Raw genomic sequence first — 23,815 nt, forward strand, 5'->3', positions numbered from 1 at the left:
AGCGGACCTCACCGGCTGGCCTGGAATGAGCCGAACTCGTCCAGGTCCGCTGTCAGCTTGCCGAGGAACACCTGCGAACGTGGCAGCCCGTCCAGCGCCTTGCCCAGACCGGTTAGTAGTGGCCGCTGCCGTTCGCTGCCCCGCAGCTTCACAAGTACTTTCTGCACCATCAGATCGTCGATGATGGCAGTAGCATCCGCCTTCAGGTGCTCGGTCGCAAATGCGTGATAGCGGACCACCTCCTCAGCGACCCGGTAGCCAAATCCCAGGCTATGAGTCGCCATGACGGTTTGGGCGGCGACGAGACGAAGCTCGCACGCCGCCCGTGCATCCTTTAGCGTCGGCTCGCGACCTGCCAGGGCCGAAAGGAATCCCGCCAGATCGACCGCCGACATATCGATGACAATGGCGCGGTCCAGAACCTTGTCACTGACGGGATTCGTCGTCTCGTCGATGTTGATCGTACCGGCAATATAGAGGTTGGGTGGCAATGGCAGGGCGGCGGGCACCGATGTGCCGGTTGAGCCCTCAAGTGGAACGCCGCTTGAGTGAAGCTGCAGTTCCTCACCCGTCTCGATCGCGGACAAGACGTTAGAGAAGTAATATTCCACCCGCGCAAGGTTCATCTCATCAAGCACGACGAACACCGGGGAGTCGCGATGCGCCGTTGCGAGAAGAACCGCTTCAAGAAATGGCGGAACGATATAGCGGTTCGACAATACGTCGTAGTAGCCGGTCAGGCCCGTGGGATCTGTCCACTCCGGTCGGACAGGGCAAACGAACAGGAAGGGATCCGGAATGTTGTTCGCCGTCAGACCATGGACCGCCCGGGCATATTTCAGCGCAAGCTGAGTCTTTCCGGTACCTGAGAGACCGGCGAGAATCACGAAGTGCTTATGCCGGAGAAAATTCATCGCGGCGTGAAACCGCCGGACCTCTCCGCCGGGATAGTGGCCGCCGAGCGACGTCACCGCCGCCTCGATCTCGGCGAGCGGAATTGTAGCGGGCAACCGCTGCATGCCCGGACTGACGGCGCCGGCGTCGGCCCACACATGCAGCTCATGGACCTTTTCTCGCCCGATCAGGCTTCCGAGATAGCCGACAAACTCACGGGCAAGCAGGCTCCGGCGCGCGGAAGCTGCCGGAGGCCAGATGGCGAAGAGAATGGAATCGATTTTCGCCATGCAGTCCGGATCGAGGGTCGCCTCTCCAGGGGCGCTGCGCAATGAATCCCGAAAGTCGTGGTTATGAAAATAGATCTCTCCGGTATCGGTTATGTAGAATTTGACATTGTTGCTGATGCTGCCGGCCTTTTTTGATGCAGCGACAAGCTGCTTGTTGCGCTCCTCGCCCTCGTGGAAGAGCTTCAGCAAACCCTTGTTGATATGATCTGCTTCAGCCGTGACGGTGACCGCGAAATACACTTCGTCCTGCGGCGGGAAGGTTAATACGCAAAGGAAGATGAACTGCTCAATCGGCGCAGTGCGACCCGCGGCCAAACTCGCCGAGTAAGCCTCCAGATTGTTCGTGCAGGCAAAGAGCCCGCCCTCGATCACGCGGGCGCTGTTTGAGAAGCCGAAGTTCTTCGCAATCCGCGCTTCCGGCCGAATGCCCGGCTGAGCGCGAATTGCGACCTCAAACTGCTGCTGCCGCTCTTCTGCTGACATGATCGTCCCGCTCCTCCCTGCCCCGGAGGGCGATCATCATCGTTTCCGCGAGCGCTTTCGCCATAAGAGGCGGAACAGCGTTGCCAATTTGCCGGAACGCCGGATTCATCGTTCCGCAGAAGACAAATCCATCAGGGAAGGACTGCAGCCGGGCCGCTTCCCGCACGGAAATCGTGCGCGCCTGCTCGCTATCGTAATGAATGTGGCTGTAGCTGTCCTTTCCAAGATGCGCCATCAAAGTGCGCGCCGGCTGATCACGCCACATCTTCCGCCACTTGTTCGGAAATTTGGTGGCGTCGTAAGGAGGGACAATTGCATCGCGCAAACGCTCGTATTCGACGGAGCCTTCGCGCACTACTTTACCCTTGCGCCGCAGTTCAGCGATTTTCTCGGCGAGCATGTTCATCGCGTGCTGCCATGCCTGCGGATATTGATCGCCTGGATTGAGACGCGCGAATAGCTCGTAGTCGCGCGGCAGGTAACGAATGACGTGGTCCCGGAGGCCTTCCTCTGGAGCTTCGAATCCTGGCCAGGAGCGCAGCAGGCGCGCATACGCCGAGATCTTGCGCCTCCCGTCATAGGGCACGTTTTGATCGAAGCGGCGGGCGCCACGGCGCAGGTCGCCTGCGGCGAGCTGATCCCGGGCGTAAATCGGCGGCAGGTCCCCAAGAGCCTGTTCGGCCGTCACCGCTGGGGGCAGTTTCAGACTGGCGATTGGCGGCTCATGGTAGTCGTGCGCCTCCTCCAGATGGCCGTTCAGCACCTTCAGTGCGACGGCGCGCGAGCCTTCATAACCAGGCGGCAGCACCAGCCAGTTTGAAGGCTCGGGGAACGACACTCTGTCCGCAATCTCACGGCGATACGCGACGAGGAACATGCGTTCGCGCATTTGCGGCACGCCATAAAAGGCGGCATTCAGAAGCGTGTAACCGCAGACATAACCCTTATCCTCAAGCACTTCGCAGATTTCTTCTGCGATGTTCTGGCCGCCGTGATTGAGAACATCGGGCACGTTCTCAACCAGCACTGCAAGGGGCTGGAAGGCGTCTACGTATCTCAGATATTCCTGATAAAGACGCGCTCGCGGATCATGCCGGAATGCTTGGGGATGGGCGTCGATCTCACGCAGCTTCGGCCGGCCAACCCGTGCAAAAGCCTGACAGGGCGGACCTCCAACGATAACATCGACGGCGTTTGCAACGGCGCCAAGCTCCAGCTCTGCGACCAGTTGCTCTGGATGTGTCGTGATAATATCCCGAGCGCGACTGTGCTTTGGATCGCCTCCGTGAAAGTTCAATCCGTGCGAACGTGCAGCGTCAGGATCGAACTCGACCGCAGCCGACAGCGCATACCCCGCAGCCTGAAACCCAAGCGAAAGTCCCCCGCAACCGGCAAACAGATCCAGCACTCTCGGCTTCGCGCCCGCACGGATCCGAGCGACCTTCCTTCGAATCGCTTCCCCGCTCATCCCGCCCCCTTTTTCATTTTCGGCAGCTTTAACGGGAGCTGTGTCTCGTCATCATGCTCCTCGAGAAACTGCATGATGGCCGCCCGGATTACCCATGCCGCCGAAACATTATTGGTGTCCGCAAGCGCCTGAATACGAGCATGAGCCGATTCAGGCAGAATGACAGACGTCCGGACTGTCTTCTTAGATGCAGCCGCCATGAATCGCTTCCTGATGCACGATGCACCCAACATATGCTGCCGGGGTGCATCGTGCACCACAAAATCCGCTCCGGCGTGATTTTTCACCTGTCTCCTGCCCGCCGCGGTAGCCGCGCTCGCGCGTTCAACCTTGACTCACCTTAGCGGAAATAGAACAAATAGGGAACATGCCCGTTAATCCGTCCATGGAGGTCAGCGACGACGGTGCGGCCGAAGCCCGCCATAGAGGCCCTGCGCGCGCAGATCGAGAGGCTCGAATGCCGAAGCAGGCGCTCCAGATCGGTCCTCCCGTTCGGGATCGCCGAGATCGACTCACGACTCCCCGGCGGCGGCCTCACTCTTGGTGCACTTCACGAGGTCGCCGGCGGCGGGAATGGCACGATCGATGGCGCGGCCGCGGCGCTCTTCGCCGCCGGGATCGCTTCGCGAACCAAGAGCAAGGTGCTCTGGTGCATCACCAAGCCCGATCTTTTCGCGCCGGCGCTCGCCCAGGCCGGTCTTTCACCGGACCGGGTGATCTACGCTGAAGCGGGGGACGACAAGACCGTTCTGGCCTGCATGGAGGAAGGTCTGCGGCATGGCGGTTTGGGTGCCGTCATTGCGGAGATCGCTCGGCTGTCGATGACTGCCTCGCGCCGCCTACAGCTCGCCGCCGAAGGTACCGGCACGATCGGCATCGCCCTGCGCCGCTGGCGCCGTCAGACCGAGGCTTCCGACTTCGGCCAGCCGACAGCCGCCACTACCCGATGGCGAGTCTCGGCGCTTCCCTCGACGCCGCTCCCGGTGCCGGGAGTCGGCCGGCCTCGCTGGCTGGTGGAGCTGATCCGTTGTCGCGCCGGCGAGAGCGCGGACTTTGAATTGGAGGCGTGCGATGACACGGGTCATCTCCGTCTTCCTGCCGACCTTGTCCACGGACCGGGTCAGGCGGAAGACGGGCGACGCAGCGCCTCCGGCTGATACGCCGTTGATCCTGGTTGGCCGGGACGGAAGAAGGCGGGTAGTGCTGGCGGCGGACGCGGCTGCCCAGGCCGCCGGCCTTCGCGTCGGCATGCCCGCGACCAAGGCCCAGGCGCTCGTGCAAAGCCTGGTGATCCAGGACGCCGATCCGGCGGCCGATGCCGAGGCCCTGGAGCGGCTGGCCCTCTGGATGCTGCAGCGCTTTGCGCCGATTGTCGCCGCCGACCCGTCTGACGGCATCGTCATCGATTGCAGCGGCGCCGATCACCTCCATGGCGGAGAGCCGGCGATGCTTGCAACGCTGGTCGAGAAGCTCGCCAGCGTCGGCTTGCTAGCCCGCGCCGCCATCGCCGACACCTGGGGTGCGGCGCACGCCTTGGCGCGTTTCGGCGGGCGGGCTGGCTTTGTGTCCGAGCCCGGCAAAGCAGCGAACGATGTCGCGACGCTGCCGGTTGCGGGCCTGCGACTTCCGCCGCCGCTGATCGATAGCCTCCGGGTGCTCGGCTTCGACCAGATCGGCGACTTGCTCGCTCAGCCGCGCGCGCCCCTGGCGCTGCGCTTCGGCGCCGAGCTCGGCCGGCGTCTTGACCAGACAATTGGCCGGATCGCCGAGCCCATCGATCCTGTTCGGCCCGACACCATCATTGAAGCGCGCCGCGCCTTCGCTGAGCCGATCGGCGCGGCCGAGACCATCGCGCGCTACATCGGCAAGCTCGCCACCCAACTTTGCGACGGCCTCGAGCAGAAGGGCGTCGGCGCTCGTCGGATCGACCTCATCTGCCAGCGCGTCGACAACCGCGCACAAGCCGTTCGCATCGGGACTGGCCTGCCGCTTCGGGATGCGAAGCGGATGACGCGGCTCCTCAGCGACAAGATCGAGACCATCGATCCGGGCTTCGGGATCGAGATCATGACGCTGACGGCGGCTGTGACAGAGCCGCTCGCGCCCAAGCAGGTGATCACCAATCTGGTCGACGAAGCGGAGCCCGACGTCTCAGGTCTGATCGACCTTCTCGCCAATCGTGTCGGCGAAAGGAATCTCTACCGCATTGCGCCTGTCGCCAGCGACGTGCCCGAGCGCGCGGCTCGGCATATCCCGGCGCTTGCGCCCGAGACCGGCGCGGAATGGCCCGGCCATTGGCCGCGGCCATCGCGCCTACTTCCGAATCCCGAACCGATCGACACCGTCGCTCTCCTGCCGGACCATCCGCCGGCCTCCTTCACCTGGCGCGGCGTGCGCCGCCGCGTGAAGCGCGCCGACGGCCCGGAGCGCGTGTTCGGCGAATGGTGGAAGCGAGATCCCGAGCTGGAGGCCGTGCGTGATTACTTCCGCGTCGAGGACGACGCCGGCGAACGCTACTGGGTCTTCCGCGCCGGCGACGGCCAGGACCCGCTGACGGGCTCGCAGCGCTGGTTCTTGCATGGGATCTTCGGATGAAGCGCCCGCGCTATGCCGAGCTGCAGGTCACCTCGCATTTCAGTTTCCTGCGAGGGGCGTCGTCCTGCGAAGAGCTGTTCGCCACCGCCGCGGTCCTCGGAATCGAAGCGCTCGCCGTCGCTGACCGCAATTCCCTGGCGGGCGTCGTGCGCGCGCATGAGGCCGCAAAGACCACAGGCGTGCGGCTGGTGGTCGGCTGCCGCCTCGATCTCAACGACGGCATGTCGGTGCTGGTCTATCCGACCGATCGAGCGGCCTATTCGCGGCTTTGCCGGCTTCTGTCGCTGGGCAAGAAGCGCGCCGGAAAGGCGCGCTGCGATCTCGCGTGGGTAGACGTGATCGCCCACAGCGAAGGTCTGATCGCGATCCTCCTGCCCGATGAGGCCGACGAGGAGTGCGCACTACGCCTGCGGCGGCTGTGCGATGTCTTCGACGATCGTGCCTACATGGCGCTCACGCTCCGCCGTCGGCCGAACGATCAGCTTCGTCTTCACCATTTGTCGAACCTGGCCACCTCCATGCGCGTGCCGACGATCGTCACCAACGACGTGCTTTTTCATGAGCCCAAGCGGCGCATCCTGCAGGACGTCGTCACATGCATCCGCCACAACGTCACAATCGACGAACTCGGCGATCGCCGCGAGCGGCACGCCGACCGCTATCTGAAACCGCCCGAGGAGATGCACCGGCTGTTCGGGCGCTATCCCGAGGCGCTGGCGCGCACGGCGGAGATCGTCGACCGCTGCCGCTTCTCTCTCGACGAACTGGCCTACCAATATCCCGAGGAGCGCGCCAATCCGACCCTCACGCCACAGGAGACGTTGGAAAAGCTGACCTGGGAGGGCGCGGCCTGGCGCTATCCCGAGGGCCTGCCGGACGAGGTCGCTGAGGGGCTCCGCCATGAACTGCGGCTGATCGAGAAGCTGAAATATGCGCCGTACTTCCTCACGGTTCATGCGATCGTCCGCTTCGCGCGCTCGAAGGACATCCTCTGCCAGGGCCGCGGCAGCGCCGCGAACTCAGCGGTCTGCTACGTGCTTGGGATCACCTCGATCGATCCGGCCAGGAATGACCTGTTGTTCGAGCGCTTCGTCTCCGAAGAACGCCGCGAGCCTCCCGATATCGACGTCGATTTCGAGCACGAGCGACGCGAGATCGTCATGCAGTGGATCTTCGAGCAGTACGGGCGCGATCATGCGGCGCTGTGCTCGACCGTCATCCGCTATCGCACCAAGGGTGCGATCCGCGACGTCGGCAAGGCGCTCGGCCTCACCGATGATCTCATCAAGATGCTGTCCTCCCAAGTCTGGGGCTGGTCGGAGGATGGCGTCGAGGACAAGCACGTCGAGGCCCTGAATCTCAACCTATCCGACCGGCGTCTGCGCCTCGCGCTCGATCTCGCCCGCCAGCTCATGGGCGCGCCGCGCCATCTTAGCCAGCACCCCGGTGGCTTCGTCCTGACGAACGACCGCCTTGACGACCTCGTGCCGATTGAGCCGGCCGCGATGGTCGACCGCCAGGTGATCGAGTGGGACAAGGACGATATCGACGCGCTGAAGTTCATGAAGGTCGATGTGCTCGCCCTCGGCATGCTCACCTGCATGAAGAAGGCGTTCGACCTGATGGCCGAGCACAAGGGCGTCAATGTCGACTTGGCGACCATCCCGGCTGAAGACCCGCGCACCTATGCGATGATCCGAAAGGCTGACACGCTCGGCACCTTCCAGATCGAATCCCGCGCCCAGATGTCGATGCTGCCGCGCATCAAGCCGCGGACCTTTTATGACCTGGTGGTCGAGGTGGCGATCGTCCGGCCGGGTCCGATCCAGGGCGACATGGTGCATCCCTATTTGCGGCGGCGAGAGGGGTTGGAGCCGGTCGTCTATCCCAAGCCCGAACTGGAGCAGGTACTCGGCAAGACGCTCGGCGTGCCGCTCTTTCAGGAGCAGGCAATGAGGGTCGCCATCGTCTGCGCCGGGTTTACGCCGGGCGAGGCCGACCAGCTCCGCAAGAGCATGGCGACCTTCAAGTTCACCGGCGGGGTCTCGGCGTTTCGCGACAAGCTGATCGCCGGCATGATCGCCAACGGCTACGAGCGCGAGTTCGCGGAGCAGACCTTCAAGCAGCTCGAAGGCTTCGGGTCTTACGGGTTTCCGGAAAGCCACGCAGCCTCTTTTGCCCTGATCGCCTACGCGAGCAGTTGGGTGAAATGCTGGCACCCCGATGTGTTCTGCGCGGCTCTGCTGAACTCGCAGCCCATGGGCTTCTACGCGCCGGCGCAGATCGTGCGCGACGCCCAAGCGCATGGCGTTGAGATTCGGCCTGTCTGCGCCAACGCCTCTCGCTGGGACTGCACGCTCGAGCCGACTGACGATGACAGTCGCTTCGCTGTTCGTCTTGGCATGCGGATGGTGAAAGGTCTGGCCAATGCCCATGCTGCGACCATTGTTGCGGCCCGCGCCGACCAGCCATTCCGATCCCTCGATGATTTGTGGCGACGCGCCGGCGTGCCGTCCGCATCGCTCGTGCAGCTCGCCGAAGCCGACGCCTTTCGTCCGGCCTTAGGCTTGGTCCGACGGGAAGCGCTGTGGGCGATCAAAGCGCTGCGGGACGAGCCGCTGCCGCTGTTCGCGGCCGCCGCGGCGGGCGGTGACGAGCGTGTCGCCGAGGTCGAAGAACCGGAGGTGACGCTGAAGCCGATGACGGCCGGGAGCGAGGTGGTGGAAGACTACGGCCATGTCGGCCTCACCTTGCGCCGGCATCCCGTCGCCTTCTTGCGGAGGGACCTGGCGGCGCGCCGGATCGTCACTTGCACAGAGGCCATGGAAGCTCGCGACGGGCGCTGGGTTGAGGTGGCGGGGCTCGTGCTGGTCCGTCAACGGCCGGGCAGCGCGAAAGGTGTCCTGTTCATCACGCTCGAAGACGAAACAGGAATCGCAAACCTCGTCGTCTGGCCGTCCACGTTCGAGAAATTCCGCCGCGTTGTGATGGGTGCCAGCATGCTTGCCGCTCGTGGTCGTATTCAGCGCGAGGGCGAGGTCGTCCATTTGGTCGCGCATCAGCTTGCCGATCTTTCGACCGACCTCGCCACCATCGGCAGCCGCGACGCGGGCTTTCCGCTGCAGCATGGCCGCGGCGATCAGGTCAAGACGAGCGGCGGCCCCGACTCGCGCGAGCTGCCGCCCAAAGGCCTGCGGAGCCGCGACATCTATACGCCCAACCTGCATATCGATGCGATCAAGTTGAAGAGTCGAAATTTCCATTAAGCGATGTCCCTATGCCGGCCTGCTGGCCCAAGGGTGGACCGATGCACTCAGGACGCTCACGCTGGCGAGCGCATCTACACGTTCTGCGGCTACTTTCGGAACGCCTTCACCCGCAACGCGCCCTGCGCATCGACCATGTTTTGCTGAGCCCTGACATGGCCAGCCAAAGCAATCGCAGTTCTGGCAGGCTGGACGACAGAAATTCGCAATAACGGCAAAAGGCGACGACCGAGGTGCAGGAGTTACCGCTGCGTGCCCAACGCTTCGCGTGTGCCCCAACGGAGAGACCTACCGCAAGGTCAAGGCCGGCGATCACAGCAGCGTCGAGATTTGGAGGCGATATGGACCCAAAACTGGAGGCGCTGGTCAATCGTCACTTGAGTGCAGAGAACGAGCACCGAATGGAAGAGACTCTCGCAACTTTGCATCCGGAATGTAAATTTGAGGACCTACCAATGGGCAAGATCTACCGCGGGGTTACCGAAGTTGAGACTTACTACCGCGCTTGGTGGGATGCCTTCGACCTCGAGGTTCAGGGCCAACACCGACATTGGTCGGAGGACGGCAGGTTTATGATTGCTGAAACCGAATATCATGGCGTACATCGAGGCCGATTCCTCGATCACCCGCCTACTGGTCGAGCGATCCGCTTCCCTCTGGCCGTCGTTATTCCTTTTCGCGATGGACTAATGGCGGGGGAGCGTTTCTATTACGATCTCTCCACGCTATTACGCCAAATAGGACTGCCGGCCGAGCAAGGCGCCTGATTGTGCGAATTGCCGTCGTTGGCGCCACGGGCGTAATCGGCCGCCACGTCATTCCGCGTCTCATCGAACGCGGCCATGAGGTGCGCGCGATCGTCACGAAGGAATCGGATGTCGTCATACTTCGTGGTATCGGGATCGACGCGCGCCTTGGCAATATATTGGAGACCGCCACCCTTGAGCATGCGCTGGCAGGATGCGACGTCGCTCTCCATCTCGCGACTGCGGCGCCTCGGCCGGGTAGGCCAGCCAACCTGGTCTTGAACGATCGGATTCGCCGCGAGGGAACGCTTAATCTCATTGCAGCTTGCCGCAGGAATGGCGTCGAGCGGTATGTCCAGCAGAGTGTCGCATTTCTTGTCGGCGGTACCGGTATTTTGGTCGACGAGGCCGCCCCTCTACTTCCACCCACAGCCGCAACGGCGTCTGCAATCGACATGGAAGCCATTGTCCAAAGCTCGGACCTGCACTGGACGATTTTGCGTGGTGGCGCACTCTATGGTCCGTGCACGGGTCGCGATGACGCATGGCGCTCGCAGGCCCGTTCGCATGAGCTGCGCCTGCCGGCAGACGGCAGCGACTTTATTTCACTTGTGCACGTCATCGATTTTGCGCGCGCCTTCGTTCTTGCTTCAGAGCAATCCCACCCTGGGGCGCGGCTCTCGATAGTTGATGACGTCCCAATCACATATCGCGACCTTCTCACTTACGTTGCTCGCCTTGAGGGAGCGCCCGACCCCGCTCCTGGCGGGCCATCTTCTCTTCCATCGTTCCGAGTCACAAACGGGACGGCCAAGAAGCTCTTAAGTTGGGAACCGGCATTCTCGAGCTACCGGTCAGGAATCGTATGAACCTGAGCCAGGCGGACACAGCCGCGGAGGGCGACGATCAGGAGCAAGGCGGGAAAGACCAGCGGCTGGCCGCTTAGCTCCCAACCGGCACCATCGCCGTACGTAAAATTTGAAGGGCTGCCGTTCTGCCTCGCGGCGCTTCCCATGGTCAACCTCCCCGACCTTGTCCGCAAAACGAATTGTCACTGGAAGCCCGTCGCCAAAATTGCATGCGTTGTAGTTGACTTCGTTAGGCCCAGGATGTCGGCCAGCACGACTTCGATGGCCGGAGCTTCACCGCTCGCCCGCAGCAGGGTGATGAATAGCGGGTTCGGCGTTTCCGGGCCGATATACATCTCGACGCGAAGCGCATACCGTCCGTTTATTGAAGCGACGTGGCGTTTAGCCGTTCCACGGCCAAATCTCCATACCGAATTGGACCATGCGCCATGCCTCGGGTTGCACCCAGCAGCAGAGCGGGCCGAGGTTTTTGGGTCGGCGGTGCTGAACTTCAGGACAGTGATCGAAGGGATCGGTCTTCACGGCGCGCGCCCTGAGCCAGAGGTGCGCTTTGCGGTAAGCGGCCCGGATCTCGGCCGGGACCGCTGCCGCTGCCACTCTCAACGGTCGAGAGCCAAAGCCACCAGGAGCGAGGCGCTGAGGACTCAGAGCCTGCGAGCGGCGAAATATTAAAATCGGCGAACGCTCAAGATCGATTAGATCTCGCGTGCGGTCGCCCGCTGCTTCATTCGAGAGGCGCCTCGCGACGACGTCAACCGGAGTGGCGGGCATCGGGGCGTCGGCGAGCATCTGGAGCGGACCGGCCAGCGGCAGCCAAAAAATGAGGTCCCGAACTGCGCGATCGCCGAATGCCGCAGGTCCGGGTAACGCCGAGGGCAGGGCGGCAAGAGGTTCGCAAGCAAGATGAGGTTCGCCGTCTTTGGTGAGATCGGAGAGAAGCAGTTTCGCGCCCAGGGTTCCGCAGAGGAATGCGGTAAACTCACGCTCATCTCGTAGAGCGAGAAGATCACTCATGAATGTGCCATCGCCTTGACGAGATTATCCAGGGACGCGTTGTCTCCGAACTTCGCGCCGTTCAGCATGGCAACCATGCCGGCAATCAGCTTGTCGCGAAACGCCGAGACCCCGCCAGTGAACTTGAAGGTCGCCATGCTCTTGCGAAGCTGATCGGCCTCGCCCGGCGTGAAGCCTGCGCAGACGATGGCGACCCTCATTGCCTGCTCCTGAAAGAGCGGCACGCCGAGCGTCTTGCCGAGGACCTGCCCCAACTCGGGCTTGGGATACACGACCAGCTCCAGCCCTTCGCGCCGGCGGAGATAGGGATGCACCATGTCGCCTTGAATCGGACCCGGCTGCACGATCGCGACCTCGACCACCAGGTCGTAGAAGGTTCGCGGCTTGATGCGCGGCAGCATCGACAACTGCGCGCAGGATTCGATCTGGAAGGTGCCGAGCGTGTCGGCTTTGCGGAATCGCATAGGTGCGCGGGTCCTCAGCTGGGACGGTCGCTAGGTCAACATTGACGCCCTTGTGCTCGGCCATCAGGTCGAAGGCCTTCTTCATGCAGGTGAGCATGCCGAGCGCGAGCACATCGACCTTCATGAACTTGAGCGCGTCGATATCGTCCTTGTCCCACTCGATCACCTGGCGATCGACCAACGCGGCCGGCTCGATCGGCACGAGGTCGTCGAGCCGGTCGTTCGTCAGGACGAAGCCGCCGGGATGCTGACTGAGGTGGCGCGGCGCGCCCATCAGAGCGGCGGCCCCGACCCGCGCGAGCTGCCGCCCAAAGGCCTGCGGCGCCGCGATATCTATACGCCCGACCTGCATATCGATTCGATCAAGGTGAAGAGTCGAAATTTCCATTGATTGGAGCTGCTTCAACATCGACGCGGTTCAATGATCGCGGAAGACCGGCATCACGGTCCCTATCGCCGTGCATTACCCCAAGTTCGCAAGATCGGCAAAAGGCTCCCGTGGAAGAGTTACCGCATCGATTGTGCCGACCGGTTGCGAGTGCGCATCCTTCCAATGACTGCGCTGCTGCCATAGCTCGTCAGTCGCCAAAGGTTCTGAAGGCCCTGATGATGGCCCACCTTGCAGGCGCTGGGTAATCCCTAATGGGAGTGCGGAGAACGGTGCGACGGAAGAGACGCTCGCGAATGTTGGAATCGCTCTCCATTGCCATGTCTCCAGGACAGGGACCGCGGCTAGCCTCAAAAAAAATCGCCGGCCCACTAACGGTCGAACGAGACGGCGGTTGTGTTGCCGCCGCTGACGATGACGCCGATGCGCTCGCCCGGCCGGGAACGATAGCGGCCGGAGAGCAGAGCCGCCGTTGCGGCCACGCCGCCAGGCTCGGCGACGATCCTCGCCGCTTCCCAGAGCGCCCGTTGAGCCGCACAGATCGCTTCATCAGTGACGAGGACCACGGAAGCAACGTGATCGCGCACTATCGGATAAACCAACTTTCCGATCCGCTTCGGCGCGAGCGAATCCGCTGCAATCCCTTCCGTCGCCGCATCGACGGGCTTGCCGGCTTCGAGAGCCTTGGTGAGGGTGGGCGACCCTTCCGGCTCAACACCGACGACTTTCACGCCCCCGCAATACCAAGCGGCAATTCCACCGATCAGACCGCCACCGCCAACCCCGACCAGGACCGTGTCGAGATCAGGCGCCTGCGCCTCCAACTCGAATGCCAATGTGCCTTGGCCGAGCAACGTTTCGCGTTGATCGAAAGCATGCACCGGCAGCGCGCCCGATTGCGCCGCGAAGGCTTCGCTTGCCTGGAGGGCATCGGCATAGCGGGCGCCTCCGACCACCAGGTCGGCGCCGTATCCCCTGATCTTCGCGATCTTGGCTGGCGACGAGATCTCCGGCACGAAGATGTGCGCCGGCTTGGCCAGCCGGTTCGCCGCGAACGCGACTGCAGCGCCGTGGTTTCCCCCGGAGGCCGCAACGACGCCGGCCGAGGGGACGTTCCGGGTCAGCAGATTGGCGAAGGCACCGCGGGTCTTGAAAGAACCCGCACGTTGTGTGACCTCGAGCTTCAATACAATGGGGTGGCCGCCGAGGCCGAAGTCTGCGGCCTCAATCTCGATGACCGGCGTACGTCGAATATAAGGCCTGATCACGGTCTCCACCGCAGCGATCGCGTCCCGTCCGATCTCACCGTCGCCCATACCGTCCCTCACGCATCATAACAGTCGATTGACTTCTATTCGGGAATTAGCAAAATGGCAATATGCCTAAGAAAGATGACAGCCTGAAGGCCCTGCGCGCGCTCGCCAATCCGCGCCGTCTACAGGTCCTTGAATGGCTAAAGGACCCCGCAGCTAATTTCCCGCCTCAAGAGGATGGCGACCTCGTCCAGGACGGGGTCTGCGGCGTGCTGATCGCGACCAAACTGGGGGTCTCCCAGCCGACTGTTAGCGAGCATCTGAAGGTACTGACCGAGGCCGATCTGATCCGCGGAAAGCGGATCAAACAATGGACGTTCTACAAGAGGAATGAGAGCGCTATCGCCGCCGCAAAGCGCGCCATCGCTAAGGCGTTTTGAGCGTCTCTGCTATCGATCAAGGTGAGCTATGAACGAGACCTTGCCGGCCCTTAAGTCTGGATTGCGCCTCAGCCGGCGAATGACCGTGCGTGCGTGTCACACGGTACCGGAGGTCGATGACTCCTGGCCAGGATTCAAGGATATGCCTCCCGTATTCGCCACGGCGATGATGGTTGGCTTCATTGAGCAGACGTGCATCGAGGCGCTGCGGCCGTACCTCACCGCCCAGCGACGTACCGTCGGCACACACGTCGATGTCAGCCATCTGGCCGCCACCCCAGCGGGCATGTCGGTCACCGCCGAGATCGAGCTCATCGCAATCGAGGGAAGAAGCCTTTGCTTCCGGGTCGGTTGCGCGGACGACGCCGGGATCATCAGTGAAGGAACCCACAGGAGGGCGATCATCGACCTCGACAAATTCTGGAAGCGCGTCACGGAAAAGAAGGAGAGGTTCAGTGTATGAGGGCTTCTCATCGCGAACGATCGACGTTGGCGAAGTCGAAATATCGTGCGTTGTCGGCGGAGCGGGCCCGCCTCTTCTGTTGTTGCACGGCTTTCCGCAGAACAAAGCGATGTGGGCGCGGATCGCACCGTCGCTGGCCAAGCAATACACTGTCGTATGCGCTGATCTGAGAGGCTATGGCGACTCCAGCAAGCCGCGCTGCGCGCCCGACAAGTCCAACTATTCGTTTCGGGCCATGGCGGATGATCAGCTGGAGTTGATGCGCGCGCTTGGCTTTGATCGATTTCACGTCATCGGGCATGACCGCGGCGGCCGCACGGGCCATCGCTTGGCGCTCGACCATCCCGAGGCTATCCTCAGCCTGACCGTCATGGATATTGTCCCGACCTACGCCATGTTCATGGAGACGAACCGCAAGGTAGCCGGCTCGTATTGGCATTGGTATTTTCTCTCGCAGCCCGAGCCGTTTCCCGAGCGCATGATCGGAAACGACCCGGACTTCTTCTATGAAACCTGCCTTGTGGGTTGGGGCGCTAGCAGCATCTCGGATTTTGATCAGGAGATGCTTGCGGATTACAGGCGCTCCTGGCGCGATCCTGCGATGATCCACGGTTCATGTTCCGACTATCGGGCTGCTGCCAGTCTCGACCTTGAACACGACGAAGCGGATGTTGACCGCCGCGTGTCGTGTCCGACCCTCGTGTTTTATGGTTCGACGGGGCATATGGCGGGCCTCTTCGATATCCCCGCGGCATGGCGCAAACGTTTCAGCGAACCGATCTCAGCATCTCTGCCCGGCGGGCATTTCTTCGTGGATCAATTCCCAGTTGAGGTCGCCCAAACGCTGCGCGATTTCCTCTCGTCCGTGGGTGGATCGAACCGCAATTGATTGCCTCGTCTAGCAGGCGCATGCCGCTCGAATTGGCTTCACATGATTAATGGCCACGACTATCGCTTGCGCGCGTGCGTTGATGGCAACGACGCGATTGCTGGACAGAATGGGCTCAAGCGGGTGGACTGCGTGCGCCGCCGTCTTTGGCCTTGTTGTGTCACGTTGTCGGATTGCGCGGTCCTCGCGCGTCCTCGGAGTGGGGTAGGCCGGCCAACGGAGAGACGTGCATGCGCAAACTGATCCTCAAGATGTCCACCTCGCTCAATGGATTCGTCGCTGGTCCAGGAGGCGAGCTCGATTGGATGTTCACCGCTCCGGACGGCGGATCAAAAGCGTGGCAGCTCGCCCGCGCTTGGGACGCCAGCCTGCACCTGATGGGCCGCCGCACCTTCGAGGACATGAAAGGGCATTGGCCGACATCGGACGATACCTATGCCGGACCGATGAACGCCATCCCCAAGTCCTATTTCAGCCGCCATTCCGGCACGGAGAGGCAGCCTAGAGAGCTTGGGAGGAAGGGCGGCGCCATCGAAAGCTGGGACGCTGCCGAACGTCTTACCGGCGATCTTGCCGCGGGAGTCGAAAGACTAAAGGCTATGGATGGCAAACCGATCATCGCGTGGGGTGGCGCGGGTTTCGCGCGTAGCCTCGTGCCGACCGGGCTAATCGACGAGTACCAGTTTCTCGTCCATCCCGTGGCCCTGCCGAAGGGGCTGGAGGTCTTCTCCGGCTTGGACAAGCCGCTCCGGCTGGATCTGGTCGCGCTGGAGCGGTTCGACAGCGGGATCGTAGCCAAGACCTTCCGTCCCATTTGAACGGGCCCCTCACGGCAAATGCACACACCTGACGTTGAGCTTAGTTGCGGAGAGCGGATGACGTGCTCGATGTTGCTGATCAGCGGCAGTTTGCGGGCAGGCTCCGTTAATGCGGCCGTCCTCAAGACGGCACAGCAAGTCGCCCCTTCAACTGTTGTCACTCGGCTTTATCAATCGCTCAGTGAGTTGCCCCACTTCAATCCCGACGATGATCGTGAGCCTCTGAACAGGGTCGTCGCGGAGCTCCGGGCCGAAATTGGACGCGCTGATGCGATTTTGTTCTCTACGCCGGAATACGCCGGCGCGCTGCCGGGCTCCTTAAAGAACCTGCTCGATTGGAGTGTCGGCGGAGTGGAGATGAACGGCAAACCCGTCGCCTGGATCAATGCAGCTTCATCAGCCGCCGTCGCCGGGGGCGAGGACGCCTATGCATCCCTGCGCAGGGTGCTGGGCTACGTCGGCGCGCATATCGTCGAACCAGCCTGCATCCGTGTTCCGACGTCTCGCCAGGATGTCGATGCCGATGGCACCATTAGGACGAGTAACATCCGCAGCAAGATTGCCGCTTCGGTCGCAACCCTCGCAAATACCGCGAAAGAAAGCTTCGACGAAAACCGGTCCTAACCAGAATGTCCAACCGAGCAGCGCGAATATTCTTTCTCGCCAGTATCATCCGACCTGTTCTACGTTCAACGCCCCCGCAGCGAGTGGCCGTATCAACGATTGCGCCGGCACCGAAGAGTCGAGCCAAGCGGTCCACGCCTCGCGCTCGAGAATGACGATCTGGCGATCATGGTACGGCGCAATGTCCGGGCCCGGCTCCGTGGTAAGCATCGTGAAGGCCTCGCCCACATCCTTGTTGGCGCGCCAGATGCCGGCGATACAAAACCAGGGCTCGCCATTCTTGGTGAATAGCCACTTGTCCTTCCGCTTCTTCTTTTTATCGGCTGGGTCGGTGAACTCATAAAAGCCGTCCGCGATGATCAGGCAGCGACCCGTGTCGAACTCCCGCCCGTCCGAGCGAAAATTGTAGACCGGCCGGCCCTTCGGTCCGGGCCAGCTCCACCGCCGCTGCACGAGATCGCCCGCGTCCGCCTCGCCTTCGATCGTCCGCACGATCGGCGCTGTGTCAGTGATCTTGATGTCCTGCCGGGCTTCGATGTTGGGCGCGCCCTCGGAAAAGCGAATCCTGATCTTCAGGTCCGCGAAGTCCTCGAAGATCTTCGACGTCTCCACCTCCAGACGATAGTCGTTGCACATCAGGGTCTCCGTCTCGCGGCTTCAGTTGCGGGCAGCTATCGTTCCTATTATGTTCACTCCCATGACGGCAACCCCATTCGATCTCGACGCCCCGCTCGGCCAGCGCCGCGCCATCATACGGCGTGAGGACAGTGGCGTGGAGATGGTGGAACTCGCTTGGGGCTTGAGGGGCCGGGAAGGCGAAACCCGGCCTTTCACCGTCGTGCGCTCCGAAGGCCGCAGCTTTCCGACCCACCGCTGCCTCGTTCCGGCTTCAGAATTCCGTTTCCGCAGCCGCGGCCGGACCTACAGCTTTTCGCTCGCGAGCGGCGACTGGTTCTACTTTGCTGGCATCTGGCGCCCGGCGAAGCCCGACTGGCCCGAGGCCTACGGCGTTCTGACGGTGGCGGCGAACGAGGACGTCGCGCCGTACCATGACCGGCAGATGGCGGTGCTGACCCGGGCGCAACGGCACGATTGGCTCGACGCCACCGTGCCGGAAGACGAATTGCTCCGTCCGCTCCCGCGCGGCTCCTTCCGCGTGCGGGAAATCGGGCTGCGCGATAGCCATCAGCGCGCTCTGGCGATTTAGGATCGACGGCTCCACCGGCCTTTCTAGAAGGCTACGGCGACAAGACGGCTCACTTTGCTGCGGCAGATGCGGCTCGATACCTGTGGCAGCGAATACCTCGCCACCAGCTCGCGCTTCTCACTTTCGGAGAATCTTCGCCGTCGCCTTCCCCTTCGCGAGCTCGTCGATCAGCTTATCGAGATAGCGGATTTCCTTCATAAGCGGGTCTTCGATGTCTTCCACCCGAACACCGCAGATCAAGCCTGTGATCGAAGTGCGCGAAGGATTCAGGCAGGGCGCCCGATCAAAGAAATCCTCGAAACTGGTTTTCTTCGCCAGCTCGGCGGCGAGGCCCTCCTCGGAGTACCCCGTCAGCCAGCGGATGATTTCATCGACCTCAGCGCTGCTGCGTCCTTTCTTCTCCGCCTTGGCGACATAGTGCGGATAAACGCTGGCGAAGCTCATGGAATAGATGCGATGTCGCGTCATGAAGCACCCTGTACGCAAGTGGAGCCGTGACCGGGAAGCGGCGTCATGCCCTGGCGCGAGCGTAAGAGCTGACCGGTCGCAAGCTCACGACTGGCGCGTGACCCGGGCAGCCGCACCGCACCGACATCAGCGCCAAGCGCGTCGCGGACCATCAGACCACGAGCCGCGGATCGGTGGCCCACATGGCGTATGGCTGCGGCGTCGATCATTTGCCCGTGCGAATAAGATCGATAAGCCGTCGCCATGCAATCCTGGGGACGAGCCGGCGCTGGTCGGCCGGCATGCTGTCGTCCATCGTCTCCCTGGCGAGCTTTTGCGTTTCTTCAGACGCCTTGCTCACGTGGCCGGCATCGAACGGCGGATGCGGATCATATTCGATTACCAGCTGGATAGCTTCGGCCCGTGCGCGACCGGCAATCTCGCCGGCCAGCCACAGCGCCAGATCGATGCCAGCCGGCACGCCCGCGGCGGTGACAACCTTGCCGGATCGCATGATCCGCTCGGCGGGCCGACTCCTGGCGCCCATGATCTTGAGCACGCCCATCTTGCACCAGTGGGTGGTCGCCGGAAGGGCCTTCAGGATCCCAGCGGCCCCGAGGATCAACGCGCCGGTGCAGACCGAAACGGTCCATGTCGAGGTTTCGGCGCCTTGCGTAGCCACCCGAGCACCTCGTCGTCCACCATTTGGCCTGGCATGGTCGAACCGCCGGGAACCAGCACGAGATCGGGCGACGGCGTTTCCGCGATCGTATGGGTGACGCCAAGAAGGAGGGCGCCACCCTCCGTGGTCACCGGGCCGACTTCCTGCCCGACGAAGCGAGTCTCGGTGTGCGGCATTCGCGACAGCACTTCCCACGGCCCAACCGCGTCGAGCGCGGTGACGCCCGGGTAGAGCAGGATCGCAATTTGAAAGGGTGCTTGGTGCTCACCCATGTCCACGTCTCGGTTCCGCAATGAGGCTCTGCATCGCTGGCGGACGCCAGCCTATACAACATGTCCGCCATGAAGCGTTCCTCCGACAGGAGCGGCGGCCAACCCGTCCGCCACGCGTCGGCGGATTTAGGCAGGCACCTCGAGCGCGGGGACTTGGCAGAGGCCAGCGCCAAGACGGACCAGTCGGTGGGGGAAGGCCTTCCCCTGACGGCCAGCCAAGGTCTGGCCGTACCCCTTCGAGCGGGGACGCCCCGCAACGCCCCCTTAGAGTGAGAGTGCAGACCGGGATTTCCGTGACGGGTTGAGGACTGGAGGAGAGGCCTCCGGCGCCCGTCGCGGAGATCCGCGATGTCCAGAAAGACCGCTTCAGCGCTCACCGGCCATGACCGGGCGAGCCTCTATGACGAAATCACCGGCAAGATCATCGCCGAGCTGGAAGCCGGCCGGCTGCCATGGGTCCAACCCTGGGGCACGACTGCGGCGAAGGCGCCGCTCTCGATGCCGCGGAACGCCGCCACCGGCCGGCAATATTCAGGGATCAACGTCCTGATCCTCTGGGGCGCTGTCATCGAGCATGGCTTTCCTGCCCAGAGCTGGCTCACATTCCGCCAGGCGCTCGGCCTCGGCGGCAACGTGCGCAAGGGTGAGCGCGGCACCACCGTCGTCTACGCCGACCGCTTTGTACCGGACGATGAGAAACGCCGCGCGCGGGAGACCGGCGGGGAAGCCGCCGCGATCCCGTTCCTGAAGCGCTTCACCGTGTTCAACGCCGCGCAGTGCGAGAACCTGCCCGACGACGTCTCAGTAGTAGCACCGCCGCCACCGCCGGGCCTGATCGAACCTCGGGTCGAGGCCCTTATCAGGGCGACCGGTGTCGACTTCCGCATCGGCGGAAACCGCGCCTTCTACGCGCCAGGTCCGGACTTCGTGATGGTGCCGCCGCCGCAGGCTTATTTCGAGCCTATCAACTGGCACCGCACGGCCCTGCATGAGCTGGGGCACGCCAGCGGCCATCCATCCCGTCTCGGGCGTGACCTCACCGGCTCCTTCGGCACCAAGAAATATGCGTTCGAGGAACTGGTCGCCGAAATGAACGCGGCCTTCTGCTGCGCCTCGCTCGGCATCGTGCCGACCGTGCGCCACGCCGACTATATCGGCTCATGGCTGGAGGTGCTGCGCGAAGACAACCGCGCCATCGTGCGCGCCGCCTCTCAGGCCAGCAAGGCGGCGGATTGGCTCCTCGGCTTCCTGCCCGAGACCGATGCCGTGACCGCGGCGCCGCCCGTCGATCAGGCGGCAGCGTGATGGAGGGCTTCAATAGCCGGAAAGCCGCAGATGCGGGACCGTGTCTCTGTGTCTTTCCGGTCCGTCATATGTGCGGCGCGCTCCTCCGAGAGGAAGAGGCTGCGCCGGTTTTCGTGGCGGGTTGGAGGTCGAGAGAGAGTCTCTCGGCCGCCCGCCATGGAGACCAGTCCGATGGCTACTGCCGTTCAGAAGATCACTCTGTCGTCCTCGCGCGACATCCCTTTCAACAAGCTGGTGCTCAGCCAGTCGAACGTCCGGCGCGTGAAGGCCGGAGTCTCGATCGAGGAGCTGGCCGAGGACATCGGCCGGCGCACGCTGCTCCAAGGTTTGAGCGTCCGGCCAATCCTGGACGCCCACGGCGCGGAGACCGGCATGTTCGAGATCCCGGCCGGCGGCCGCCGCTACCGCGCGCTCGAACTACTCGTGAAGCAGAAGCGCCTCGCAAAGACCGCTCCGGTCCCGTGCGTGGTCCGCGACGCGGGCAGTGCAATCCTCGCCGAAGACGACTCGCTCGCTGAGAACATCCAGCGTGCGCCGTTGCATCCGCTGGACCAGTTTCGCGCCTTCCAGGCTCTGCGCGACAAGGGCCGTTCTGAGGAGGATATCGCTGCGGCGTTCTTCACCTCGGTCAACGTGGTCAAGCAGCGGCTGCGCCTCGCTTCCGTCTCCTCGGCCTTGCTCGACGTCTATGCAGAAGACGGCATGTCGCTCGAGCAGCTCATGGCCTTCACCGTTACTCATGATCATGCTCGCCAGGAGCAAGTCTGGCAGGCGATCTCCGGCTCCTGGCAGAAGGAGCCCTATCAGATCCGCCGGATGCTGACCGAGAAGACGGTGCGCGCGTCCGACCGCCGCGCCGTGTTCGTCGGTCTCGACGCCTATGAGGCCGCAGGCGGCGTGGTGCTACGCGATCTCTTTCAGTCCGATGACGGCGGCTGGCTCGAAGACGTCGCGCTGCTCGACGGCCTGGTCGCCGAGAAGCTGAAGGCGGAAGCCGAAGCGATCGGCGCCGAGGGTTGGAAGTGGATCGAGGTCGCCCTCGACTTCCCCTACGGCCACGCCCATGGGCTGCGTGCGCTCGAAGGCGTTCCCACCGATCTCACGAGCGAGGAGCAGGCGACGATCGAGGCGCTCAACGCGGAGTACGCCAAGCTCGAGGCGGACTATGACGGCGCCGATGAACTGCCCGACGAGGTGGACGAGCGTCTTGGCGAAATCGAGAAGGCGCTCGCCGCCTTCGACGATCGGCCCGTCACTTACGCGCCGGCCGACATCGCCCGGGCCGGCGTGTTCGTCAGCATCGACGCCGAAGGGAATCTGTCGGTCGACCGCGGCTATGTCCGCCCGCAGGACGAGGCGCCGACCGACGATCCGGAGCAGGACGGCGAAGGCGAGGGCGCGGCGAGCGAACCGAACGCGATCGACCCGGACGCACCCGCCGTTCAGCGCGCCGTCATCACCATCGGCGGGCAGGTTGCCGGTCCCGACGATGAGGACGACGAGGACCTGAAGCCCTTGCCGGACCGGCTGGTGAGCGAACTGACGGCCGAGCGGACCCTGGCGCTTCGCGACAAGCTGGCGACCTCACCCGCCGTCGCGTTCCAGGCCGTGCTGCACAAGTTCTGCCTGGACGTCTTCTCCCGCTACTTCTCCTACGGAACGGTGATGGAGGTTTCCGTGCGCAGCGCCAGCTTCCCGGTGCAGGCCCAGGGTCTGAAGGAGACGCCGGCGGCAAAGGCGATCGACGCCCGTCACGCCGCCTGGGAGAAGCGGCTGCCCAAGGACAAGGCCGAGCTCTGGGATTGGCTCACCTCGCTCACCGGAGACGAACAGGCGGCGCTCTTCGCCCATTGCGCCTCCTTCGGCGTCAACGCGCTCTACGAGAAGGGCGACCGCTACGGTGCAGGTGTCTCATCCCATACCGTCGAGCAGCGCATCGCCGACGCCGATCGCCTTGCCCACGCCACAGGTCTCGACATGACGACGGCCGGCTGGCGTCCGACCGTCGAGAACTATCTCGGCCGCGTGCCCAAGCGGCGCATTCTCGAAGCGGTGCGGGAAGGGGCAGGCGAGCGTGCGGCGCAGCTCATCGACCACCTGAAGAAGGGCGACATGGCCAAGGAGGCCGAGCGGCTCCTGGCCGACACCGGCTGGCTGCCGGAGCCGCTGCGGATCGGCGTCGCGGACGACGCGCCGGTCGAAGCCGACGGCGACAACGACCCGCTGCCCGAATTCCTCACCGACGAGGAGGAGGAAGCGGCCGACGAGGACGCCGACGCGCCGCACACGATCGCGGCCGAATAGAGTGCAGGCGGGGCGGCCTCGGCCGTCCCGCCGATCGTAGGTCACTATCCCCTGGAGCCCGGCTTGTTCGCCGGGCTCCGCGCATTTGAGGAGGGCGGCATGCCCGCATTCACGATTGAAACCACTTACCACCTGCCGGTCTACCGACAGCGCACTTACGAGGCGGACACGCTTGCAGAAGCCTGCCGCCTCGCCATCGAGGACGACGACTGGGAGGAGCAGCGAGAAGACCACGAGACGGCCGGCGACAGCTACGTAACCGGCGCTTGGGAGGGCCGTGACGCAGCCTATCACGGCTGCGCGCTCGCCATTCCCGCGCAGTTCGATGAACAGATCCAGCGCAAGGCCGGCCATTTCGAGGTGCTGCTCGGGCTGCTCAAGCTGTTCGCACACGGCTCCGACATACAGTCGGCCGACGACGGGTTCTGGCGCACCCGCCTCGATGGTGCGATCGCCAAAGGCGAAGCGATCCTCGCTGGCAGGCCCGATCCCGAAGCCGCGGGCGAGCCTCGCCGTCCGAAGTGATCTCCAGCTCGTGACAGCCCCTTGCCCAGGGCCGCTACGGCTCCGGCGCCTCACCACACGGTGGGGCGCCTTTTTCGTTACAGGCCCTGAGTTGAGAGGAAGAGGCCGG

The 23,815-nt window shown here is 63.5% G+C and carries 24 protein-coding genes and 1 pseudogene; 14 read left to right on the plus strand and 11 right to left on the minus strand.

From position 1 onward, the window contains the following. Positions 1-8: 8 nt before the first annotated feature. Genes VHC04_RS01490 through VHC04_RS01500 form a run of 3 tightly spaced genes read right to left on the minus strand, consistent with a single transcriptional unit; the run spans position 9 to position 3,422 of the window. The gene (locus tag VHC04_RS01490; RefSeq protein ID WP_325677203.1) at positions 9-1,667 is read right to left on the minus strand and encodes an McrB family protein; all 1,659 of its coding nucleotides are present in this window, start codon (positions 1,665-1,667) and stop codon (positions 9-11) included. Further along, the gene (locus VHC04_RS01495; protein ID WP_325677205.1) at positions 1,636-3,135 is read right to left on the minus strand and encodes a DNA cytosine methyltransferase; all 1,500 of its coding nucleotides are present in this window, start codon (positions 3,133-3,135) and stop codon (positions 1,636-1,638) included. The genes VHC04_RS01490 and VHC04_RS01495 overlap by 32 nt, the downstream gene beginning before the upstream one ends. After that, positions 3,132-3,422 (minus strand): CopG family transcriptional regulator, encoded by a 291-nt coding sequence (locus tag VHC04_RS01500; RefSeq protein WP_325677207.1) that lies wholly within the window; start codon positions 3,420-3,422, stop codon positions 3,132-3,134. The genes VHC04_RS01495 and VHC04_RS01500 overlap by 4 nt, the downstream gene beginning before the upstream one ends. 117 nt (positions 3,423-3,539) lie before the next feature. Here VHC04_RS01500 and VHC04_RS01505 point away from each other — a divergent pair, with 117 nt between their 5' ends. The 5 genes from VHC04_RS01505 (at position 3,540) to VHC04_RS01525 (ending at position 10,611) form a co-directional block, all read left to right on the plus strand. Next, the gene (locus VHC04_RS01505; RefSeq protein WP_325677209.1) at positions 3,540-4,292 is read left to right on the plus strand and encodes an ImuA family protein; all 753 of its coding nucleotides are present in this window, start codon (positions 3,540-3,542) and stop codon (positions 4,290-4,292) included. Continuing rightward, positions 4,207-5,730: a DUF6504 family protein gene (locus VHC04_RS01510; protein WP_325677212.1), complete on the plus strand. Its 1,524-nt coding sequence runs from the start codon at positions 4,207-4,209 to the stop codon at positions 5,728-5,730. Before VHC04_RS01505 ends, VHC04_RS01510 begins: the two co-directional genes overlap by 86 nt. Next, positions 5,727-8,996: an error-prone DNA polymerase gene (locus VHC04_RS01515; RefSeq protein WP_325677214.1), complete on the plus strand. Its 3,270-nt coding sequence runs from the start codon at positions 5,727-5,729 to the stop codon at positions 8,994-8,996. Before VHC04_RS01510 ends, VHC04_RS01515 begins: the two co-directional genes overlap by 4 nt. Positions 8,997-9,337: 341 nt before the next feature. Then, complete coding sequence (locus tag VHC04_RS01520; protein ID WP_325677216.1) at positions 9,338-9,763, plus strand: ester cyclase; 426 nt, start codon at positions 9,338-9,340, stop codon at positions 9,761-9,763. Between the two features lie 2 nt (positions 9,764-9,765). Then, positions 9,766-10,611 (plus strand): NAD-dependent epimerase/dehydratase family protein, encoded by an 846-nt coding sequence (locus tag VHC04_RS01525; protein WP_325677218.1) that lies wholly within the window; start codon positions 9,766-9,768, stop codon positions 10,609-10,611. 182 nt (positions 10,612-10,793) lie between these two features. Here VHC04_RS01525 and VHC04_RS01530 read toward each other — a convergent pair whose 3' ends face one another. The 4 genes and pseudogenes from VHC04_RS01530 to VHC04_RS01545 all read right to left on the minus strand — a co-directional run bounded on the left by VHC04_RS01530 (position 10,794) and on the right by VHC04_RS01545 (position 13,793). Continuing rightward, the gene (locus tag VHC04_RS01530; RefSeq protein WP_325677220.1) at positions 10,794-10,946 is read right to left on the minus strand and encodes a hypothetical protein; all 153 of its coding nucleotides are present in this window, start codon (positions 10,944-10,946) and stop codon (positions 10,794-10,796) included. Positions 10,947-10,992: 46 nt separating this feature from the next. Further along, positions 10,993-11,625: a hypothetical protein gene (locus VHC04_RS01535; RefSeq protein WP_325677222.1), complete on the minus strand. Its 633-nt coding sequence runs from the start codon at positions 11,623-11,625 to the stop codon at positions 10,993-10,995. 71 nt (positions 11,626-11,696) lie between these two features. Further along, positions 11,697-12,375, minus strand: a pseudogene (gene dnaE2, locus VHC04_RS01540) (error-prone DNA polymerase); the annotation flags it as partial. A 473-nt stretch (positions 12,376-12,848) separates the two neighbouring features. Then, on the minus strand, positions 12,849-13,793 hold the full coding sequence (locus VHC04_RS01545; protein WP_325677224.1) for a threonine/serine dehydratase: 945 nt from the start codon (positions 13,791-13,793) through the stop codon (positions 12,849-12,851). Positions 13,794-13,855: 62 nt separating this feature from the next. Here VHC04_RS01545 and VHC04_RS01550 point away from each other — a divergent pair, with 62 nt between their 5' ends. The 5 genes from VHC04_RS01550 (at position 13,856) to VHC04_RS01570 (ending at position 16,964) form a co-directional block, all read left to right on the plus strand. Beyond that, on the plus strand, positions 13,856-14,170 hold the full coding sequence (locus VHC04_RS01550) for an ArsR/SmtB family transcription factor (protein WP_325677225.1): 315 nt from the start codon (positions 13,856-13,858) through the stop codon (positions 14,168-14,170). 142 nt (positions 14,171-14,312) lie between these two features. Next, positions 14,313-14,633 carry a thioesterase family protein gene (locus VHC04_RS01555; protein ID WP_325677228.1) on the plus strand — a complete coding sequence of 107 codons (321 nt, stop codon included), beginning with the start codon at positions 14,313-14,315 and terminating at the stop codon, positions 14,631-14,633. After that, the gene (locus VHC04_RS01560; protein WP_325677230.1) at positions 14,626-15,522 is read left to right on the plus strand and encodes an alpha/beta fold hydrolase; all 897 of its coding nucleotides are present in this window, start codon (positions 14,626-14,628) and stop codon (positions 15,520-15,522) included. The genes VHC04_RS01555 and VHC04_RS01560 overlap by 8 nt, the downstream gene beginning before the upstream one ends. Positions 15,523-15,752: 230 nt before the next feature. Then, positions 15,753-16,340, plus strand: a complete 588-nt coding sequence (locus tag VHC04_RS01565) for a dihydrofolate reductase family protein (RefSeq protein ID WP_325677232.1) — start codon at positions 15,753-15,755, stop codon at positions 16,338-16,340. Positions 16,341-16,409: 69 nt separating this feature from the next. Continuing rightward, positions 16,410-16,964, plus strand: coding sequence for an NADPH-dependent FMN reductase (locus VHC04_RS01570; protein ID WP_325677234.1), 555 nt, complete (start codon positions 16,410-16,412; stop codon positions 16,962-16,964). A 45-nt stretch (positions 16,965-17,009) separates the two neighbouring features. On the opposite strand, the gene VHC04_RS01575 is transcribed toward VHC04_RS01570, so the two are convergent. Continuing rightward, positions 17,010-17,600, minus strand: a complete 591-nt coding sequence (locus VHC04_RS01575) for an SOS response-associated peptidase (protein ID WP_325677236.1) — start codon at positions 17,598-17,600, stop codon at positions 17,010-17,012. A gap of 61 nt (positions 17,601-17,661) precedes the next feature. Between VHC04_RS01575 and VHC04_RS01580 the strand changes: the two genes are divergently transcribed. Continuing rightward, entirely contained in the window at positions 17,662-18,171 is a 510-nt protein-coding gene (locus tag VHC04_RS01580; RefSeq protein ID WP_325677238.1) for an SOS response-associated peptidase, read from the plus strand. A 117-nt stretch (positions 18,172-18,288) separates the two neighbouring features. Here the strand turns inward: VHC04_RS01580 and VHC04_RS01585 are convergent, their stop codons facing one another. From VHC04_RS01585 to VHC04_RS01595, 3 genes are all read right to left on the minus strand, one after another. Then, on the minus strand, positions 18,289-18,615 hold the full coding sequence (locus tag VHC04_RS01585) for a DUF2200 domain-containing protein (protein WP_325677241.1): 327 nt from the start codon (positions 18,613-18,615) through the stop codon (positions 18,289-18,291). 229 nt (positions 18,616-18,844) lie between these two features. Further along, the gene (locus tag VHC04_RS01590; RefSeq protein ID WP_325677243.1) at positions 18,845-19,300 is read right to left on the minus strand and encodes a DJ-1/PfpI family protein; all 456 of its coding nucleotides are present in this window, start codon (positions 19,298-19,300) and stop codon (positions 18,845-18,847) included. After that, positions 19,240-19,572 carry a DJ-1/PfpI family protein gene (locus tag VHC04_RS01595; RefSeq protein WP_325677247.1) on the minus strand — a complete coding sequence of 111 codons (333 nt, stop codon included), beginning with the start codon at positions 19,570-19,572 and terminating at the stop codon, positions 19,240-19,242. The genes VHC04_RS01590 and VHC04_RS01595 overlap by 61 nt, the downstream gene beginning before the upstream one ends. A gap of 348 nt (positions 19,573-19,920) precedes the next feature. Here VHC04_RS01595 and VHC04_RS01600 point away from each other — a divergent pair, with 348 nt between their 5' ends. The 3 genes from VHC04_RS01600 (at position 19,921) to VHC04_RS01610 (ending at position 23,706) form a co-directional block, all read left to right on the plus strand. Beyond that, positions 19,921-20,877: an ArdC family protein gene (locus VHC04_RS01600; RefSeq protein ID WP_325677249.1), complete on the plus strand. Its 957-nt coding sequence runs from the start codon at positions 19,921-19,923 to the stop codon at positions 20,875-20,877. Positions 20,878-21,048: 171 nt separating this feature from the next. Then, the gene (locus VHC04_RS01605; RefSeq protein ID WP_325677251.1) at positions 21,049-23,181 is read left to right on the plus strand and encodes a ParB/RepB/Spo0J family partition protein; all 2,133 of its coding nucleotides are present in this window, start codon (positions 21,049-21,051) and stop codon (positions 23,179-23,181) included. A gap of 99 nt (positions 23,182-23,280) precedes the next feature. Then, positions 23,281-23,706: a hypothetical protein gene (locus tag VHC04_RS01610; RefSeq protein ID WP_325677253.1), complete on the plus strand. Its 426-nt coding sequence runs from the start codon at positions 23,281-23,283 to the stop codon at positions 23,704-23,706. The last annotated feature ends 109 nt before the right edge of the window (positions 23,707-23,815 follow it).

The sequence above is a fragment of the Rhodopila sp. genome, from assembly GCF_035548095.1.
Lineage (GTDB): Bacteria > Pseudomonadota > Alphaproteobacteria > Acetobacterales > Acetobacteraceae > Rhodopila.

What these genes read in the sequence shown, in the direction of transcription:
- VHC04_RS01490 (WP_325677203.1), bottom strand. Translation starts at nt 1,667, where the DNA reads ATGTCAGCAGAAGAGCGGCAGCAGCAGTTTGAGGTCGCAATTCGCGCT.
- VHC04_RS01495 (WP_325677205.1), bottom strand. Translation starts at nt 3,135, where the DNA reads ATGAGCGGGGAAGCGATTCGAAGGAAGGTCGCTCGGATCCGTGCGGGC.
- VHC04_RS01510 (WP_325677212.1), top strand. Translation starts at nt 4,207, where the DNA reads ATGACACGGGTCATCTCCGTCTTCCTGCCGACCTTGTCCACGGACCGG.
- VHC04_RS01515 (WP_325677214.1), top strand. Translation starts at nt 5,727, where the DNA reads ATGAAGCGCCCGCGCTATGCCGAGCTGCAGGTCACCTCGCATTTCAGT.
- VHC04_RS01520 (WP_325677216.1), top strand. Translation starts at nt 9,338, where the DNA reads ATGGACCCAAAACTGGAGGCGCTGGTCAATCGTCACTTGAGTGCAGAG.
- VHC04_RS01530 (WP_325677220.1), bottom strand. Translation starts at nt 10,946, where the DNA reads ATGTATATCGGCCCGGAAACGCCGAACCCGCTATTCATCACCCTGCTG.
- VHC04_RS01535 (WP_325677222.1), bottom strand. Translation starts at nt 11,625, where the DNA reads ATGAGTGATCTTCTCGCTCTACGAGATGAGCGTGAGTTTACCGCATTC.
- VHC04_RS01545 (WP_325677224.1), bottom strand. Translation starts at nt 13,793, where the DNA reads ATGGGCGACGGTGAGATCGGACGGGACGCGATCGCTGCGGTGGAGACC.
- VHC04_RS01550 (WP_325677225.1), top strand. Translation starts at nt 13,856, where the DNA reads ATGCCTAAGAAAGATGACAGCCTGAAGGCCCTGCGCGCGCTCGCCAAT.
- VHC04_RS01555 (WP_325677228.1), top strand. Translation starts at nt 14,313, where the DNA reads ATGCCTCCCGTATTCGCCACGGCGATGATGGTTGGCTTCATTGAGCAG.
- VHC04_RS01565 (WP_325677232.1), top strand. Translation starts at nt 15,753, where the DNA reads ATGCGCAAACTGATCCTCAAGATGTCCACCTCGCTCAATGGATTCGTC.
- VHC04_RS01570 (WP_325677234.1), top strand. Translation starts at nt 16,410, where the DNA reads ATGTTGCTGATCAGCGGCAGTTTGCGGGCAGGCTCCGTTAATGCGGCC.
- VHC04_RS01575 (WP_325677236.1), bottom strand. Translation starts at nt 17,600, where the DNA reads ATGTGCAACGACTATCGTCTGGAGGTGGAGACGTCGAAGATCTTCGAG.
- VHC04_RS01580 (WP_325677238.1), top strand. Translation starts at nt 17,662, where the DNA reads ATGACGGCAACCCCATTCGATCTCGACGCCCCGCTCGGCCAGCGCCGC.
- VHC04_RS01585 (WP_325677241.1), bottom strand. Translation starts at nt 18,615, where the DNA reads ATGAGCTTCGCCAGCGTTTATCCGCACTATGTCGCCAAGGCGGAGAAG.
- VHC04_RS01595 (WP_325677247.1), bottom strand. Translation starts at nt 19,572, where the DNA reads ATGGGTGAGCACCAAGCACCCTTTCAAATTGCGATCCTGCTCTACCCG.
- VHC04_RS01600 (WP_325677249.1), top strand. Translation starts at nt 19,921, where the DNA reads ATGTCCAGAAAGACCGCTTCAGCGCTCACCGGCCATGACCGGGCGAGC.
- VHC04_RS01605 (WP_325677251.1), top strand. Translation starts at nt 21,049, where the DNA reads ATGGCTACTGCCGTTCAGAAGATCACTCTGTCGTCCTCGCGCGACATC.
- VHC04_RS01610 (WP_325677253.1), top strand. Translation starts at nt 23,281, where the DNA reads ATGCCCGCATTCACGATTGAAACCACTTACCACCTGCCGGTCTACCGA.